A 12,936-nucleotide genomic window follows, 5' to 3' on the forward strand; every position below is an offset into this window, starting at 1 on the left:
GGCGACCTTGCTCAAGGCCGGCGTGCCGCTGTTGCAGGCATTCGAGGTAATGGCGCGCAGTGGGGGCGATGCGGGGTTGCGGGGGCTGCTGGAGCAATTGCAACGGGACGTGGCCGGTGGGTTGGGGATGGCGCAGGCGCTGCGGCGACACCCGCGCTGGTTCGATGCCCTGTATTGCAACCTGGTGCGGGTAGCAGAGCAGTCGGGCACCCTGGATCGGCAGCTGGAACAGCTGGCCGATGTGCTTGAACGGCGCCAGGCGCTGCGTCGGCAGTTGCGCAAGGCGATGATGTATCCGCTGTTCCTGCTGCTGACTGGGCTGGGCGTTTCGACACTGCTGTTACTGGAGGTGGTGCCACGCTTCGAGGGGCTGTTCGCGGGGGTGGACAAGGCGCTGCCACCGTTCACCCAGTGGGTGATCGACTTGTCCACAGGGCTGGGGCGCAATCTGCTGGTATGGCTTGGCGTGCTGGGTGTGGCGGGGCTGGGGCTTGCGCGGCTGTACCGCCAGCACTTGCCGGCGCGCTTGTGGATGATTCGCCTGACGCTACGCATACCGCTGCTTGGGCGTTTGCTGGGGCACGGGGCGCTGGCGCGGTTTGCGCGCAGCCTGGCCACGGCCTATGGCGCCGGGGTGGCGCTGCTGGATGCGCTGGACACCGTGGCGCCCGCCAGTGGTTGTGCCTTGCATGAACGGGCCATTGGGCAGCTGCGCCAGGGCATGGCCAATGGCATGGGGCTGCACCAGGCGATGGCCCTGGAACCGCTGTTCGCGCCGCTGTTGGTGCAGATGACGGCGATCGGCGAGGCCAGCGGTACGCTCGATGCCATGTTGGACAGGGCTGCCAGTCACTACGAGGAACAGGTCGGGCAAGCGCTGGAACAGTTGACCAGCCTGCTCGAGCCCGCCATCGTGCTGGTCCTTGGCGTCCTGGTAGGTGGCCTGGTAGTGGCCATGTACTTGCCGATCTTCCAGTTGGGAAGCCTGATTTGACTATGAACCTGTGGATTTTCCTGAGCGAACAGCCTGGGCTGTTTCTCGCCGGGGTGACGTTGCTGGGGCTGCTGGTGGGCAGCTTCCTCAACGTGCTGGTGCACCGCCTGCCGATCATGCTCGAGCGCCAGTGGCAGCAGGAGGCACGTGAAGTGCTGGGGCTGCCGCTGGTGGCGTACCAGCGCTTCGACCTGTGTCTGCCTGCCTCGCACTGCCCGCATTGCCAACACCGCATTCGCGCCTGGGAGAACATCCCAGTGCTCAGCTACCTGGCGCTGCGTGGGCGCTGTCCGGCGTGCAAGGCGGCCATCAGCAGGCGCTACCCCTTGGTGGAGCTGGCATGCGCAGTGCTTTCGCTGGCCACGGCCTGGCACTTCGAGGCGAGCCTGGAGGCGTTGCTGGCCTTGCTGCTGACCTGGTGCCTGCTGGCCCTGAGCCTGATCGATGCCGAACACCAGTTGCTGCCCGACATGCTGGTGCTGCCTACGTTGTGGCTGGGGCTGGTGCTCAATGCCTGCGGGGTCTTCGTGCCGTTGACCGATGCACTGTGGGGTGCGGTGGTGGGTTACCTGAGCCTGTGGTCGGTGTACTGGGCATTCAAGCTGGTGACTGGCAAGGACGGCATGGGCTACGGCGACTTCAAGTTGCTGGCGATGATCGGCGCCTGGGGCGGCTGGCAGGTGCTGCCGATGACCCTGGTGCTGTCGTCGGTTGTGGGGGCGGTGGTAGGCCTGAGCCTGCTGGCCCTGCGCAAGCGTGCGATGGGCGCGGCCATGCCGTTTGGACCGTACCTGGCCATTGCGGGGTGGATCGCTTGGCTCTGGGGTGATGAAATATACGCCTTCTACCTGAAACTGCTGGGCGTCTGATGACTACTGCTGCATTCACCCCCTGGACTCTCGGCCTCACCGGCGGCATCGGCAGCGGCAAGAGCGCGGCAGCCGAGCGTTTCGTCGAGCTTGGCGTGCACCTGGTCGATGCCGACCAGGCTGCGCGCTGGGTCGTGGAGCCTGGCCGGCCAGCACTGGCAAGCATCGTCGAGCGTTTCGGCCCTGGCGTGTTGCTGGAGGATGGCCAGCTCGACCGCGCGGCGCTGCGCCAGCTGATCTTCGCCGACCCCAGCCAGCGCCAGTGGCTGGAGCAACTGCTGCACCCGCTGATCGGCCAGGAGATCTTCAGCTACCTGGCCAAGGCCGAATCGCCGTATGCGGTGTATGTGTCGCCGCTGTTGATCGAGTCGGGGCAATACCGCAAAACCCAACGCATCCTGGTGATCGATGTGCCGCAAGAGGTGCAGGTACAGCGCACGCTGCAACGCGACAACACCAGCGAGGCGCAGGTGCAGGCGATTCTCAAGGCCCAGCTGGCCCGCGAGGAACGCCTGCGCCATGCCGACGATGTGCTGGTCAATGACCGCGACCTGCCCTGGCTGCACGAGCAGGTCGACCGCCTGCACCATTTCTACCTGACTTTACGAGGAGGCCAGCCATGAGCCAGCCCATGACCGTTGACTGCCCGACCTGTGGCGCCCCTGTGGAATGGAGCGAGAAAAGCCCGAACCGGCCGTTTTGCTCGGACCGTTGCAAATTGATCGACCTGGGCGCGTGGGCGTCCGAAGAACACAAGATCGCGGGGTCGGCAGAGTCGGAGGATGAGTTGTACTCCGAGGACCTGGAGCCTCGCCACTGATAGACAAAGGGCCGCTTTTGCGGCCCTTCGCGATTTTCAGCGCTCATCATCCTTCCAGGGCGCCTGCAGGTACCGGGTGCGGTTGAAGGTCTCCAGCCACTCGGGGCAAAACACCACCAGCGCACTCACCACCGTGCCGTTGATGAACGCCTCCGGGAACATCATCAGCCACAGGTAGCCGACGAAATCGCCGAGCCATTCCGGCATGGCGAAGCGCCCATCCAGCCACAGCAGCCCCAGCGCCGCCAGCAGGCACAGCAAGGTGGCCAGCGCGGCGGCGAAAAAACCCGAACAGAAGATATAGACGAACAGGTTGCGCGGCTGTGCCCGTTCCACCCATAGCGCACACACCTCGGTCACCAGCACTGGCAGGCCAATGAACAGCAGGCCGTTCACGCCCAGGGCCGCCAGGTCCTGGCGGCCCATCGCCAGCAAGCCGAGCTGGGCGATGAAGCCGCCGAGCAGGGCCAGCGGCCAGTCCAGCAGCAGGGTCACGGCGGTCATGCCGATGAAGTGGTAGGACACACCTGTATCGAAATCTCGCCGCACCAGCCACAGGGCAAACAACGCGAACACCGTACCGAACAGCAGGTGCTGGCGGCGACGGTCGCTGAACAATTCGACCCAGCCGGTACGCGCCGCCGCCCAGAGCAGCAGCGGAACGTAGGCAAGCCAGCCGATGCTCAGGCTGAGGGAAGACAAGACCTGTGCGCTGATCACCTCGACCTCGTGAACCAGTGGGGGTATAGCGAGTCTACACCCGATTCCACAGAACTGATTCCCACGAGCAAACAGTACCTTACCGTTCACAATTGCAGGCTAAGCTTGTTTCCATGGATGACTCAGACTACCTGCGCCTGCTCACGATCCAGGCCGAACAAGCCAATGCGTTCCTGTCCAATGCCCGCAAGTGGGAGCGTGAGCGTTGGGTCTGCCAGCGCCTGCTGCAAGGGCTGAACATTCCCTATCGCAGCGAAGACTTCACCCCCGCCGGGCAAGAGCCGCCGGACGTACTGTTTCGCGATGCGGCGTTCGAGGTGTTCTTCGTGCTCGACGAGGGGCGCAGGCTCAACGACGAATGGCGCGAAGAGCTGCAACGCCGACGCAGCGCCTTCTCCCTGAGCCAGCTGGTGCGCCGCGAAGCCCGGCCGCGGCGGATCAGCGCCCAGGAGCTGCTGGCACGGCTGGCCCCTACCCTGCGCAAGAAGTCGCACAACTATCGCGAACGCGGCCTGGACCTGAGCGAGCTGGACATCATCGCCTTCGCCAGCCTCAAGCGCGAAGTGCTCGACCTCAACAGCCATTTCCCTCCGCCCACCGAGTACCTGCGCCAGGGCTGGCGCTCGTTGTCGCTGGTGGGGCCGACCTTTGCCCGGGTGCTGTTCGCCCACCCCGACGCGCCGGATTTCCTGCGGGCCAACCTGGGGCGCAGCATCGTCTTCGATGTAGGTATCAGTCTTTGATCCAGTGCCGAGTGTGTTTGCGATGGCGAACACTCGGCGGCGCAGATGAAAGGTATTATCATTCGTTCCAGCCGCTTGCGGGAACGTTGTAGCGTTCGCGCAATCCCATGCGTCTATACACGAGGCCCACCATGACCAGCCGACTGAATCCGGAAGATCAGCGTCGCGTCGATGAGTATCTGCGAGCCCCCCAGCACCAAGTCGAGCGCAAGCCTTTCCGGCCGTTGCTGCTCCTTGCCCTGGTAGTGGCCGTGACCATCGGTCTGGGCCTTCTGAGCCGCCTGCTGAGTGAACTGGCGCTATGAGCTGCCTTGCGCTCGCCCTCTGCACTCGCCAATCACGGCTCGCGAATTCCGTAAAACTTGTGAGATATCCCCATGACTCATCGCATCGTGATTGTCGGCGGCGGCGCCGGCGGCCTGGAACTGGCGACCCGCCTGGGTAAGACCCTCGGCAAGCGCAAGCAGGCCGAGGTTACCCTGGTCGACGCCAACCTGACGCACATCTGGAAGCCGTTGCTGCACGAAGTGGCCGCCGGCTCCCTGAACTCCTCTGAAGACGAGCTGAACTACGTGGCCCAGGCCAAGTGGAACCACTTCGGCTTCCAGCTGGGCCGCATGAGTGGCCTGGACCGCGCAGGCAAGCAGATCCAGCTGGCCGCGACCCTCGATGAAGACGGCCGCGAGCTGCTGCCCGCGCGCACCCTGGGCTACGACACCCTGGTGATCGCGGTAGGCAGCAACACCAACGACTTCGGCACCCTGGGCGCAGCGCAGCACTGCCTGTTCCTCGACAGCCGCAAGCAGGCCGAACGCTTCCACCAGCAGTTGCTCAACCACTACCTGCGTGCCCACGCAGGCGATGTGGCCAGCGAGAAGATCAGCGTGGCCATCGTCGGTGCCGGCGCCACCGGCGTGGAACTGGCCGCCGAGCTGCACAACGCGGCCCATGAGCTGGCCGCCTATGGCCTGGACCGCATCCAGCCCAAGGACATGCACATCACCCTGATCGAAGCCGGCCCGCGCGTGCTGCCCGCGCTGCCGGAGCGTATCAGCGTGCCGGTGCACAAGACCCTGGAGAAACTCGGGGTGACGGTGATGACCAACGCCGCGGTCAGCGAAGTGACCGAGGACGGCCTGAAGACTGCCAGCGGCGAGGTGATCCAGGCCAGCCTGAAGGTTTGGGCAGCGGGCATTCGGGCGCCGGGCTTCCTGAAGGATATCGACGGGCTGGAAACCAACCGCATCAATCAGCTGCTGGTGCGTCCTACCCTGCAAACCACCCTGGACGACGACATCTTCGCCTTTGGCGACTGCGCGGCGTGCCCGCAGCCAGGCAGTGACCGCAACGTGCCGCCTCGCGCCCAGGCGGCGCACCAGCAGGCCTCGATGCTGGCCAAGAGCCTGAAGGCGCGCTTGGAGAACAAGCCGCTGTCGACCTATGCGTACAAGGACTACGGCTCGCTGGTGTCGCTGTCGCGCTTCTCGGCGGTGGGCAACCTGATGGGCAACCTGACCGGTAGCGTGATGCTGGAGGGGTGGTTGGCGCGGATGTTCTATGTGTCGCTGTACCGCATGCACCAGATGGCGCTGTATGGCACCTTCCGGACCTTGATGCTGATGCTGGGCAGCAAGATCGGGCGGGGCACCGAGCCGCGGTTGAAGCTGCACTGATTCAGCGGTGAATGGCACCGGCTACGCCGGTGTCGCGGGTAAACCCGCTCCCACAGGTTTTGCGCCGTGCTTGAGAGCAGCGCGGGACCTGTGGGAGCGGGTTTACCCGCGAAGAGGCCACCGCAGTTAATGACCCGACAGCGCTACACCACCATCCCATCGAACGCCATGCGCACCCCAGCCGGCAGGCTGTGCGCGTGGTCGATCAACCACGCATCCAGGGTGTGCCCCACATGGGTCAGCACCGCATCCCTCGGCGCCAGCCGCTCGATGATGGCCAGCGCCAACGTCAGGTCGTTGTGGTTGCGCGGCGCTACCGGCTGCGGCGGCATGGAGCAGTCCAGCACCAGCACATCCAATGCACCACCCGCCAAATGATCGTAGGTCTCTTCCGGCAACCCCACCGTGTCCGTGAGGTAGGCAATACGCCTGCCCTCGCCCTCCAGCAAATACCCAAACGTCAGCTTCGAATGCACCAACGGCAAGGCCGTCACCGCCAACTCGCCCAGCAGCCGCCGCTCGAACGCGGCGAACGGCTGGCTGAAATCCAGAATCCCCGGGTGCTTGTACAAATCGGCCAGTCCTTGCGGGTCGGCCGGCCCATGCACCGGCACCACCAACCCCTGCCCCCAGCGCAAGTGCAGCAAGCCCTGGGCGTGGTCGGCGTGGTAGTGGGTCTGCAGAATGCCGTCGAAACTGCGCGGCGGGAAACGCTCGGTCAGGTCGGGCAAGCCGCTGTCGAGCAACCAGCGCTGCCCTGCGCATTCAATCAAGCCGCTGCACGGCAGGCGCCGGTGCTGCGCGACCTGCCGGGCGCGCTCGCAGGCCCGGCAGGTACAGCCGTAAACCGGTACCTGGCGGGCATCGCCGGTGCCGAGCAAGGTCAGGCGCATGCCTGCTCCAGGTGCGCGAGCAGGCGCGCGACGGTGTCGGCCAGAGGGCCGGAGTTGTCCAGCACCAGCACCGAGGCATCGAAGTCGAACACTTCCCTGGCGAAGCGGGCGTTACGCGCCAGACGCGCCTCAACCTCCACCGGCACCTCGCGGCCACGGGCCAGCAGGCGCTGGCGCAGTACGTCCTCTTCCACCGTCAGCAGCACCACCTGCAAGTCGGGGTAGCGCTGCCGGGCCTGGGCAAGGTAGCCGCGCGAGCCGTTCACCAGCACGTCGTGCCCTTGCGCCAGCCAGGTGTCGATCTCCTGGGGGATGCCGTAGCACAACCCGTTGGCCTGCCAGTGCATGGCAAAGGCGCGGTCGGCGCGCATCTGCTCGAACTGCGCCGCGCTCACCGCCAGCGCCGCTTCGCCAACGGCCTCGGCGGAGCGGGTGATGACCCGCCGGGCGATGCGGCAGCCGCGCGCAGCCAGGGCTTCGCGGGCCGCATCGAGCAGGCTGTCCTTGCCCGAGCCCGAGGGCCCGACCAGGTAGATCAGGCGGCCAGTCATCAGAACACCCTCCGTGCCTCGCGCCAGACCTGGCGCACCAATGGGGTTTGTGGATCGTGGCGCACCTGCAGCAGGTCGGCGCGCAGGCCGACGCGGATATCGCCGCGATCCTCTAGCCCCGCCGCCCGCGCCGGGGCGCCGCTGACCATCTGCACCGCCTGGGCCAGGCTGACGCCGCGGGTTTCGTCGTTGCCGAGAATGAACGCCGCGTGCAGCAGGCTGGCCGGGTAGTAGTCACTGGAAAGGATATCCAGCAAGCCCAGGCGCGCCAACTCGGCGGCGGCCACATTACCCGAGTGCGAGCCGCCGCGCACGATGTTCGGCGCGCCCATCAGCACCTTCATGCCGAGGCGCTGGCAGCTGCGTGCGGCCTCCACGGTAGTGGGGAACTCGGCGATGCTCATGCCGAATGCAGCCGACTCCTCCACATGCTCGACGGTGGCGTCGTCATGGCTGGCCACTGACAGGCCACGGGCCAGGCAGTCATCGACGATGGCCTTGCGGTAGCGGTCGCTGTAGGTGCGCGAGTTGGCCACCTGCTCGACCACGAAGGCGTCCATCTGCTCGTCGTTCAGGTGGTACTTGCCCATGTAGTACTCACGGTACTTGGCTTCCAGGGCGAACTGACGTTGGCCGGGCGAGTGGTCCATGGTCGACACCAGTTGCACCAGCGGGTGGCCGACCAGGTCGCGGAACACCGCCAGGGTATCGGGGTGGCAGACCTCGCAGCGCAGGTGCAGGCGGTGCTCGGCGCGGGTCTGTCCGGCGCTGCTGGCAGCGGCGATGGCCGCGACCATGGCGGGCAGTTGCTGCATGCGCTTGCCCTTGGGGTTCACGTCGCCGATCGACAGTGCGTCGAACACCGTGGTGATGCCAGCGGCGATGATCTGCGCGTCATGGGCCAGCACCGCAGGCGCCGACGGCCAGTCCACACCGGGACGCGGGCCAAGGTACTTTTCCAGGTTGTCGGTGTGCAGCTCGACCAGGCCGGGCAGCAGGTAGTCGCCTTCCAGGTCCTGGGCCTGGGGCAGTTGGCTGTTGCCCTGGTCGAGCGCGGCGACCAGGCCATCGCGCAGCAGCACGCTGCCGTGGAATTCGCCATCGGCGGTCACTACCCGGGCGTTGCTCAGAATGGTCTCGTTCATGCCGAAAGCTCCTGTTCACTCATGTCCAGCCAACGGTCGGCCACCGCCTCGCGGGCCTGGCGGTCGTGGAAAATGCCGATCACCGCGCTGCCGGCGGCCTTGGCTTCGTCGATCAGCGCCAGCACCACCTGGCGGTTGCGCTCGTCCAGCGAGGCGGTGGGCTCGTCGAGCAGCAGCACGGGCCATTCGACCATGAAGCCGCGGGCGATGTTGACGCGCTGCTGCTCACCGCCGGAGAACGTGCCGGGTGCCAGTTGCCAGAGGCGCTCAGGGATGTTCAGGCGGGTCAGCAAAGCTTCTGCGCGGGCCTGGGCCTGGGCCTTGCTCCAACCACGGGCGAGGGCCGGTTCCATGACCACGTCGAGGGTTGCCACGCGGGGGATCACCCGCAGGAACTGGCTCACATAGCCCAGGGTACGCTGGCGCACGCCCAGCACCTGGCGGGGCTCGGCGCCCACCAGCTCGAGCCAGTGGCCGTCGTGGCGCACGCGGATGCTACCGCCAGCGGCCAGGTAATTGCCGTAGAGGGTGCGCAGCAGGGTGCTCTTGCCCGCCCCCGATGGGCCGTTCAACACCAGGCATTCGCCCGCGTTGACGCTGAACGAAAGCGCGCTCAGCACGTTGAGCACCAAGCCGTGGTGCTGGTGCAGGGTGAAGGTCTTGGCCAGGCCGACGACCTCGATGGATGTGTTCATGCGCTCGGCTCCGTCGCCAATCATGGTTGCAATACCGAAGACACCAGCAGTTGCGAATACGGGTGCTGGGGGTCGTCCAGCACCTGGTCGGTCAGCCCGCTCTCCACCACCCGCGAGCGGCGCATCACCATCAGCCGGTCGGCCAGCAGGCGCGCCACGGCCAGGTCGTGGGTGACGATCACCACCGCCAGGTCCAGCTCGCGCACCAGGCCGCGCATCAGATCGAGCAGGCGCGCCTGCACCGACACGTCCAGCCCGCCGGTAGGCTCATCCATGAACACCAGGCGCGGCGATGACACCAGGTTGCGGGCAATCTGCAAACGCTGCTGCATACCGCCGGAGAAAGTACGCGGCAGGTCGTCGATACGTGCCGGGTCGATCTCCACTTGTTGCAGCCAGTCCAGGCCCGCCTGGCGCAATTGCTGGTAGTGCCGCGCGCCCTGGGCCATCAGCCGTTCGCCGATGTTGGCGCCGGCCGACACGGCCATGCGCAGGCCGTCACGCGGGTTCTGCTCGACGAACCCCCATTCGGTGCGCAGCAAGGTGCGCCGCTCGGCTTCACTGGCCTGGTACAGGTCCAGCCAGTGGTCGTCGCGGCCGCGGTAGCGCACGCTGCCGGCATCCGGCGGGCAGCGGCCGCTGAGCAGCGACAGCAAGGTGGACTTGCCCGAGCCGGACTCACCGACGATGCCCAGCACTTCGCCGGGGTACAACTTGAAGCTCACGTCCTGGCAGCCCTTGTCCGGACCGTAGAGCTTGCCCAGGCCTTGCACCTCCAGCAGCGGCAGGTGGCTGGCAGTGGTGGTTTCGATGGCGGCGAGCGCCTGTGCGCCAGTCATGGCCGTTCCCCCTGCAGGTTCGCGCGCTGGGCGCAGTAGTCGGTGTCGGAGCAAACGAAGCGCTGGGTGCCGGCGTCGTCGACGATCAGCTCGTCGAGGAACGATTCGCGGCTGCCGCAGATGGCGCAGGCATGGCTCCAGCGCTGCGCCTCGAACGGGTGGTCCTCGAAGTCCAGGCTCACCACCTGGGTGTAGGGCGGCACTGCGTACAGGCGCTTCTCGCGCCCCGCACCGAAAAGCATCAGCGCCGGGCTCATGTGCAACTTGGGGTTGTCGAATTTCGGGATGGGCGATGGGTCCATCACGTAGCGTTCGTCCACGGTCACCGGATAGGCGTAGGCGGTGGCGATATGGCCAAAGGTGGCGATGTCCTCGTACAGCTTCACGTGCATCACGCCATAGTCGCCCAGGGCGTGCATGGTACGGGTCTCGCTTTCGGACGGTTCGATGAAGCGCAGCGGTTCGGGAATAGGCACCTGGAACACCAGGATCTGGTCTTCATGCAGCGGCGTTTCCGGAATGCGGTGGCGGGTCTGGATGATGCTCGCCTCAGGGGTGCGCTCGGTGGTGGCGACGCCTGCGGTGCGGGCGAAGAAACGGCGGATCGACACGGCGTTGGTGGTGTCGTCGGCGCCCTGGTCGATCACCTTGAGGGTGTCGTCGGCGCCGAGGATCGCGGCGGTCAGCTGCATGCCGCCGGTGCCCCAGCCATAGGGCAGCGGCATCTCACGGCCGCCGAAAGGCGCCTGGTAGCCAGGAATGGCCACCGCCTTGAGCAACGCGCGGCGGATCATGCGCTTGGTCTGCTCGTCGAGGTAGGCGAAGTTGTAGGCCTGTTCAGGCGTGGTCATGGCGTTCATCAGCTGTTCTCCTGGGCGGTGTGCGGCGCGCGCAGCTTGCGCACCAACTCGAGCTCGGCCTGGAAGTCGACGTAGTGCGGCAGTTTCAGGTGCGAAACGAAGCCCGCGGCCTCGACGTTGTCGCAGTGGGCCAGCACGAATTCCTCCTGCTGCGCGGGCGACACCACTTCCTCGGCGTACTCCTCGGCGCGCAGCGAGCGGTCCACCAGGGCCATGGCCATGGCCTTGCGCTCGGCATGCCCGAAAGCCAGGCCATAGCCGCGGGTGAACTGGGCGGGCTCGCTGGCGGAGCCGACGAACTGGTTGACCATCTCGCACTCGGTCACTTCGATTTCGCCGATGGCGATGGGGAAGCCGAGCTCTTCGGGCTCCAGCCACACCTGCACTTCACCGATACGGATTTCGCCGGCGAATGGGTGGTTGCGCCCGTAGCCACGCTGGGTGGAGTAGCCCAGCGCCAACAAGAAGCCTTCATCGCCACGGGCCAGGGCCTGCAAGCGCTCGGCGCGGTTGGCCGGGTACTCCAGCGGCTCGCGGGTGATATCTGGCACCGGGGCGCCGAGGTCTGCTTCCTGCTTTATCAGGCCTTCGCGCGCCAGCAGGTCGAGCACGTGCGGGCAGGCTTCGGTGGCTTTCGCCTCCCGGGTGTCAGGGCCGGGGAATTCGCCTTCGGCCAGCAGGGTGAAATCCAGAAGGCGGTGGGTGTAGTCGAAGGTCGGGCCGAGGCGCTGGCCGCCGGGCAGGTCCTTGAAGGTCGCGGAAATACGCCGGGCCAGGTGCATCTGCGCAGTGTCGATCGGCAGGCTGGCGCCGAAGCGCGGCAGCGTGGTGCGGTAGGCGCGCAGCAGGAAGATCGCCTCCACCAGGTCGCCAGCAGCCTGCTTGATCGCCAAGGCGGCCAGTTGCGGGTCGTACAGCGAGCCTTCGGTCATCACCCGGGCCACGGCCAGGGGCAACTGCTGGCGCACTTGCTCCACATCGAGCTCGGCGACGGCGGTGTCGCCCCGGCGCTGCTTGGCCAGCAAGCGGTGGGCATTGTCGATGGCCTGTTCGCCACCTTTCACGGCTACGTACATCAGGCACGCTCCTGTGGGTCGATGCGGGTGCTGCGCGGCAGGCCGAGCAGTTGTTCGCCAGCGATGAACAGCAGGTCGAGGCCGCGAGGGAAAGCCTGGCGCGCTGCACGCTCGCGCCAGAACGCGGTGGCTACTGGCAGGGCTACCGGTTGAAGTTCGCGGATACCAGGGCCTTGCCATTGGGTCACGGCCCCGCCTTGCAGAGCGGGCAGCTGGACCAGCAAGGTGCAGGACTGGTCCGGATAACGATCGCTGCCGCTGTCGAAGCCCTTCAGATCGTCCAGGCCGCTGGCGTTGAGCAGGGCGAAGCGTGCCTGGCTGCGCTCGGCGACGAACGGGCAACCGCAGTGAAAGCCCAGGTTGGCGCGAATGGCCTGGGTGTCGAAGGCCGGCGCCAGCCACAGCGGCGTGTCGCCATCCAGCAGTGCCAGGCACAGGGCGTAGGTCGCCGGGTGCAGGCCGTTCAGCGGCGCAGGCAGGTATTCGCTGGCCAGGGCCTGGGCCTGGCCGGGGTTGGCCAGCGCCTTGAGCGCTGCGCGGAAACTGCGCTGGGCATCCAGCACGGGGTCGGCGAAGGCCGGTTGCAACAGGGCACTGTTCATGGGTTTTCTCCTCGAACCAGGGTGAAGAACTCCACCCGGGTGGCGGCGGTTTCGGCTTCGCGTTGCGCGCGGCGTTCGGCTTGGGCCTGGGCCAGCGGGTCGATCAACAGCGCTTGCCAGTGGGCCTGGCGGGGGCCTTGCAGGTGGGCGTCGGCCAGCGCGGCCAGTTCGGCACTGCGCTTGTCGCGCCCGGCCAGGTAGCTGTAGCCGGTGCGGCCATCGGCCAGGCGCACCACGCAGCGGGTGATGGTCATTTCGCCAAGGTTGAACGGCGCGCCGCTGGCGCCCATGCGGCCACGCACCAGGGCCATGCCGATTTCCGGGGCGCGGATCAGTTGGTACTCGATGTCGCGCAAGGCGGCTTCGTGGCGACCGAGCTCGTCGGGCTGGGCGCGGCCAAGCACGCCGATCCAGTGCTGGCGGGCAGCCTGCTGGGGTTGGGTTGCGGTCATGGGT

At 66.6% G+C, this 12,936-nt stretch carries 17 protein-coding genes; 7 read left to right on the forward strand and 10 right to left on the reverse strand.

Annotation, left to right across the window (positions count from 1 at the left end):
* The 4 genes from RAC97_RS21730 to yacG form a co-directional block, all read left to right on the forward strand.
* The coding region (locus tag RAC97_RS21730) for a type II secretion system F family protein (RefSeq protein ID WP_379671507.1) at positions 1–994 on the forward strand (994 nt) is incomplete at its 5' end.
* A gap of 2 nt (positions 995–996) precedes the next feature.
* Positions 997–1,863, forward strand: coding sequence for a prepilin peptidase (locus RAC97_RS21735; protein WP_375101672.1), 867 nt, complete (start codon positions 997–999; stop codon positions 1,861–1,863).
* Positions 1,863–2,486, forward strand: coding sequence for a dephospho-CoA kinase (coaE, locus tag RAC97_RS21740; protein ID WP_375101673.1), 624 nt, complete (start codon positions 1,863–1,865; stop codon positions 2,484–2,486). Before RAC97_RS21735 ends, coaE begins: the two co-directional genes overlap by 1 nt.
* Positions 2,483–2,683: a DNA gyrase inhibitor YacG gene (yacG, locus tag RAC97_RS21745; RefSeq protein WP_375101674.1), complete on the forward strand. Its 201-nt coding sequence runs from the start codon at positions 2,483–2,485 to the stop codon at positions 2,681–2,683. Before coaE ends, yacG begins: the two co-directional genes overlap by 4 nt.
* A 36-nt stretch (positions 2,684–2,719) precedes the next feature.
* Here yacG and RAC97_RS21750 read toward each other — a convergent pair whose 3' ends face one another.
* A complete protein-coding gene (locus RAC97_RS21750) occupies positions 2,720–3,403 on the reverse strand; it encodes an energy-coupling factor ABC transporter permease (protein ID WP_375101675.1) in 684 nt (227 codons plus the stop codon).
* A 113-nt stretch (positions 3,404–3,516) separates the two neighbouring features.
* Between RAC97_RS21750 and RAC97_RS21755 the strand changes: the two genes are divergently transcribed.
* The 3 genes from RAC97_RS21755 to RAC97_RS21765 all read left to right on the forward strand — a co-directional run bounded on the left by RAC97_RS21755 (position 3,517) and on the right by RAC97_RS21765 (position 5,819).
* Positions 3,517–4,146, forward strand: coding sequence for a DUF1780 domain-containing protein (locus tag RAC97_RS21755; RefSeq protein WP_375101676.1), 630 nt, complete (start codon positions 3,517–3,519; stop codon positions 4,144–4,146).
* A 131-nt stretch (positions 4,147–4,277) separates the two neighbouring features.
* The gene (locus RAC97_RS21760) at positions 4,278–4,451 is read left to right on the forward strand and encodes a DUF3094 family protein (protein WP_375101677.1); all 174 of its coding nucleotides are present in this window, start codon (positions 4,278–4,280) and stop codon (positions 4,449–4,451) included.
* Between the two features lie 72 nt (positions 4,452–4,523).
* Positions 4,524–5,819, forward strand: coding sequence for an NAD(P)/FAD-dependent oxidoreductase (locus RAC97_RS21765; RefSeq protein WP_375101678.1), 1,296 nt, complete (start codon positions 4,524–4,526; stop codon positions 5,817–5,819).
* Positions 5,820–5,962: 143 nt separating this feature from the next.
* Here RAC97_RS21765 and phnP read toward each other — a convergent pair whose 3' ends face one another.
* Genes phnP through phnG form a run of 9 tightly spaced genes read right to left on the reverse strand, consistent with a single transcriptional unit; the run spans position 5,963 to position 12,932 of the window.
* Positions 5,963–6,712 carry a phosphonate metabolism protein PhnP gene (gene phnP / locus RAC97_RS21770; RefSeq protein WP_375101679.1) on the reverse strand — a complete coding sequence of 250 codons (750 nt, stop codon included), beginning with the start codon at positions 6,710–6,712 and terminating at the stop codon, positions 5,963–5,965.
* Positions 6,703–7,263 carry a phosphonate metabolism protein/1,5-bisphosphokinase (PRPP-forming) PhnN gene (phnN, locus tag RAC97_RS21775; RefSeq protein WP_375101680.1) on the reverse strand — a complete coding sequence of 187 codons (561 nt, stop codon included), beginning with the start codon at positions 7,261–7,263 and terminating at the stop codon, positions 6,703–6,705. The genes phnP and phnN overlap by 10 nt, the downstream gene beginning before the upstream one ends.
* Entirely contained in the window at positions 7,263–8,408 is a 1,146-nt protein-coding gene (locus RAC97_RS21780; RefSeq protein ID WP_375101681.1) for an alpha-D-ribose 1-methylphosphonate 5-triphosphate diphosphatase, read from the reverse strand. Before RAC97_RS21780 ends, phnN begins: the two co-directional genes overlap by 1 nt.
* Entirely contained in the window at positions 8,405–9,103 is a 699-nt protein-coding gene (gene phnL, locus RAC97_RS21785) for a phosphonate C-P lyase system protein PhnL (RefSeq protein WP_375101682.1), read from the reverse strand. The genes RAC97_RS21780 and phnL overlap by 4 nt, the downstream gene beginning before the upstream one ends.
* Before the next feature lie 20 nt (positions 9,104–9,123).
* Positions 9,124–9,942, reverse strand: coding sequence for a phosphonate C-P lyase system protein PhnK (gene phnK, locus RAC97_RS21790; protein WP_375101683.1), 819 nt, complete (start codon positions 9,940–9,942; stop codon positions 9,124–9,126).
* Complete coding sequence (locus tag RAC97_RS21795) at positions 9,939–10,802, reverse strand: alpha-D-ribose 1-methylphosphonate 5-phosphate C-P-lyase PhnJ (protein ID WP_375101684.1); 864 nt, start codon at positions 10,800–10,802, stop codon at positions 9,939–9,941. The genes phnK and RAC97_RS21795 overlap by 4 nt, the downstream gene beginning before the upstream one ends.
* Positions 10,802–11,878 (reverse strand): carbon-phosphorus lyase complex subunit PhnI, encoded by a 1,077-nt coding sequence (locus tag RAC97_RS21800; protein ID WP_375101685.1) that lies wholly within the window; start codon positions 11,876–11,878, stop codon positions 10,802–10,804. The genes RAC97_RS21795 and RAC97_RS21800 overlap by 1 nt, the downstream gene beginning before the upstream one ends.
* Positions 11,878–12,480, reverse strand: a complete 603-nt coding sequence (gene phnH, locus RAC97_RS21805) for a phosphonate C-P lyase system protein PhnH (protein ID WP_375101686.1) — start codon at positions 12,478–12,480, stop codon at positions 11,878–11,880. The genes RAC97_RS21800 and phnH overlap by 1 nt, the downstream gene beginning before the upstream one ends.
* Positions 12,477–12,932 (reverse strand): phosphonate C-P lyase system protein PhnG, encoded by a 456-nt coding sequence (gene phnG / locus RAC97_RS21810; protein WP_375101687.1) that lies wholly within the window; start codon positions 12,930–12,932, stop codon positions 12,477–12,479. Before phnG ends, phnH begins: the two co-directional genes overlap by 4 nt.
* Between the last annotated feature and the right edge of the window lie 4 nt (positions 12,933–12,936).

This window comes from Pseudomonas sp. LS_2 (genome assembly GCF_042709235.1).
GTDB lineage: Bacteria > Pseudomonadota > Gammaproteobacteria > Pseudomonadales > Pseudomonadaceae > Aquipseudomonas.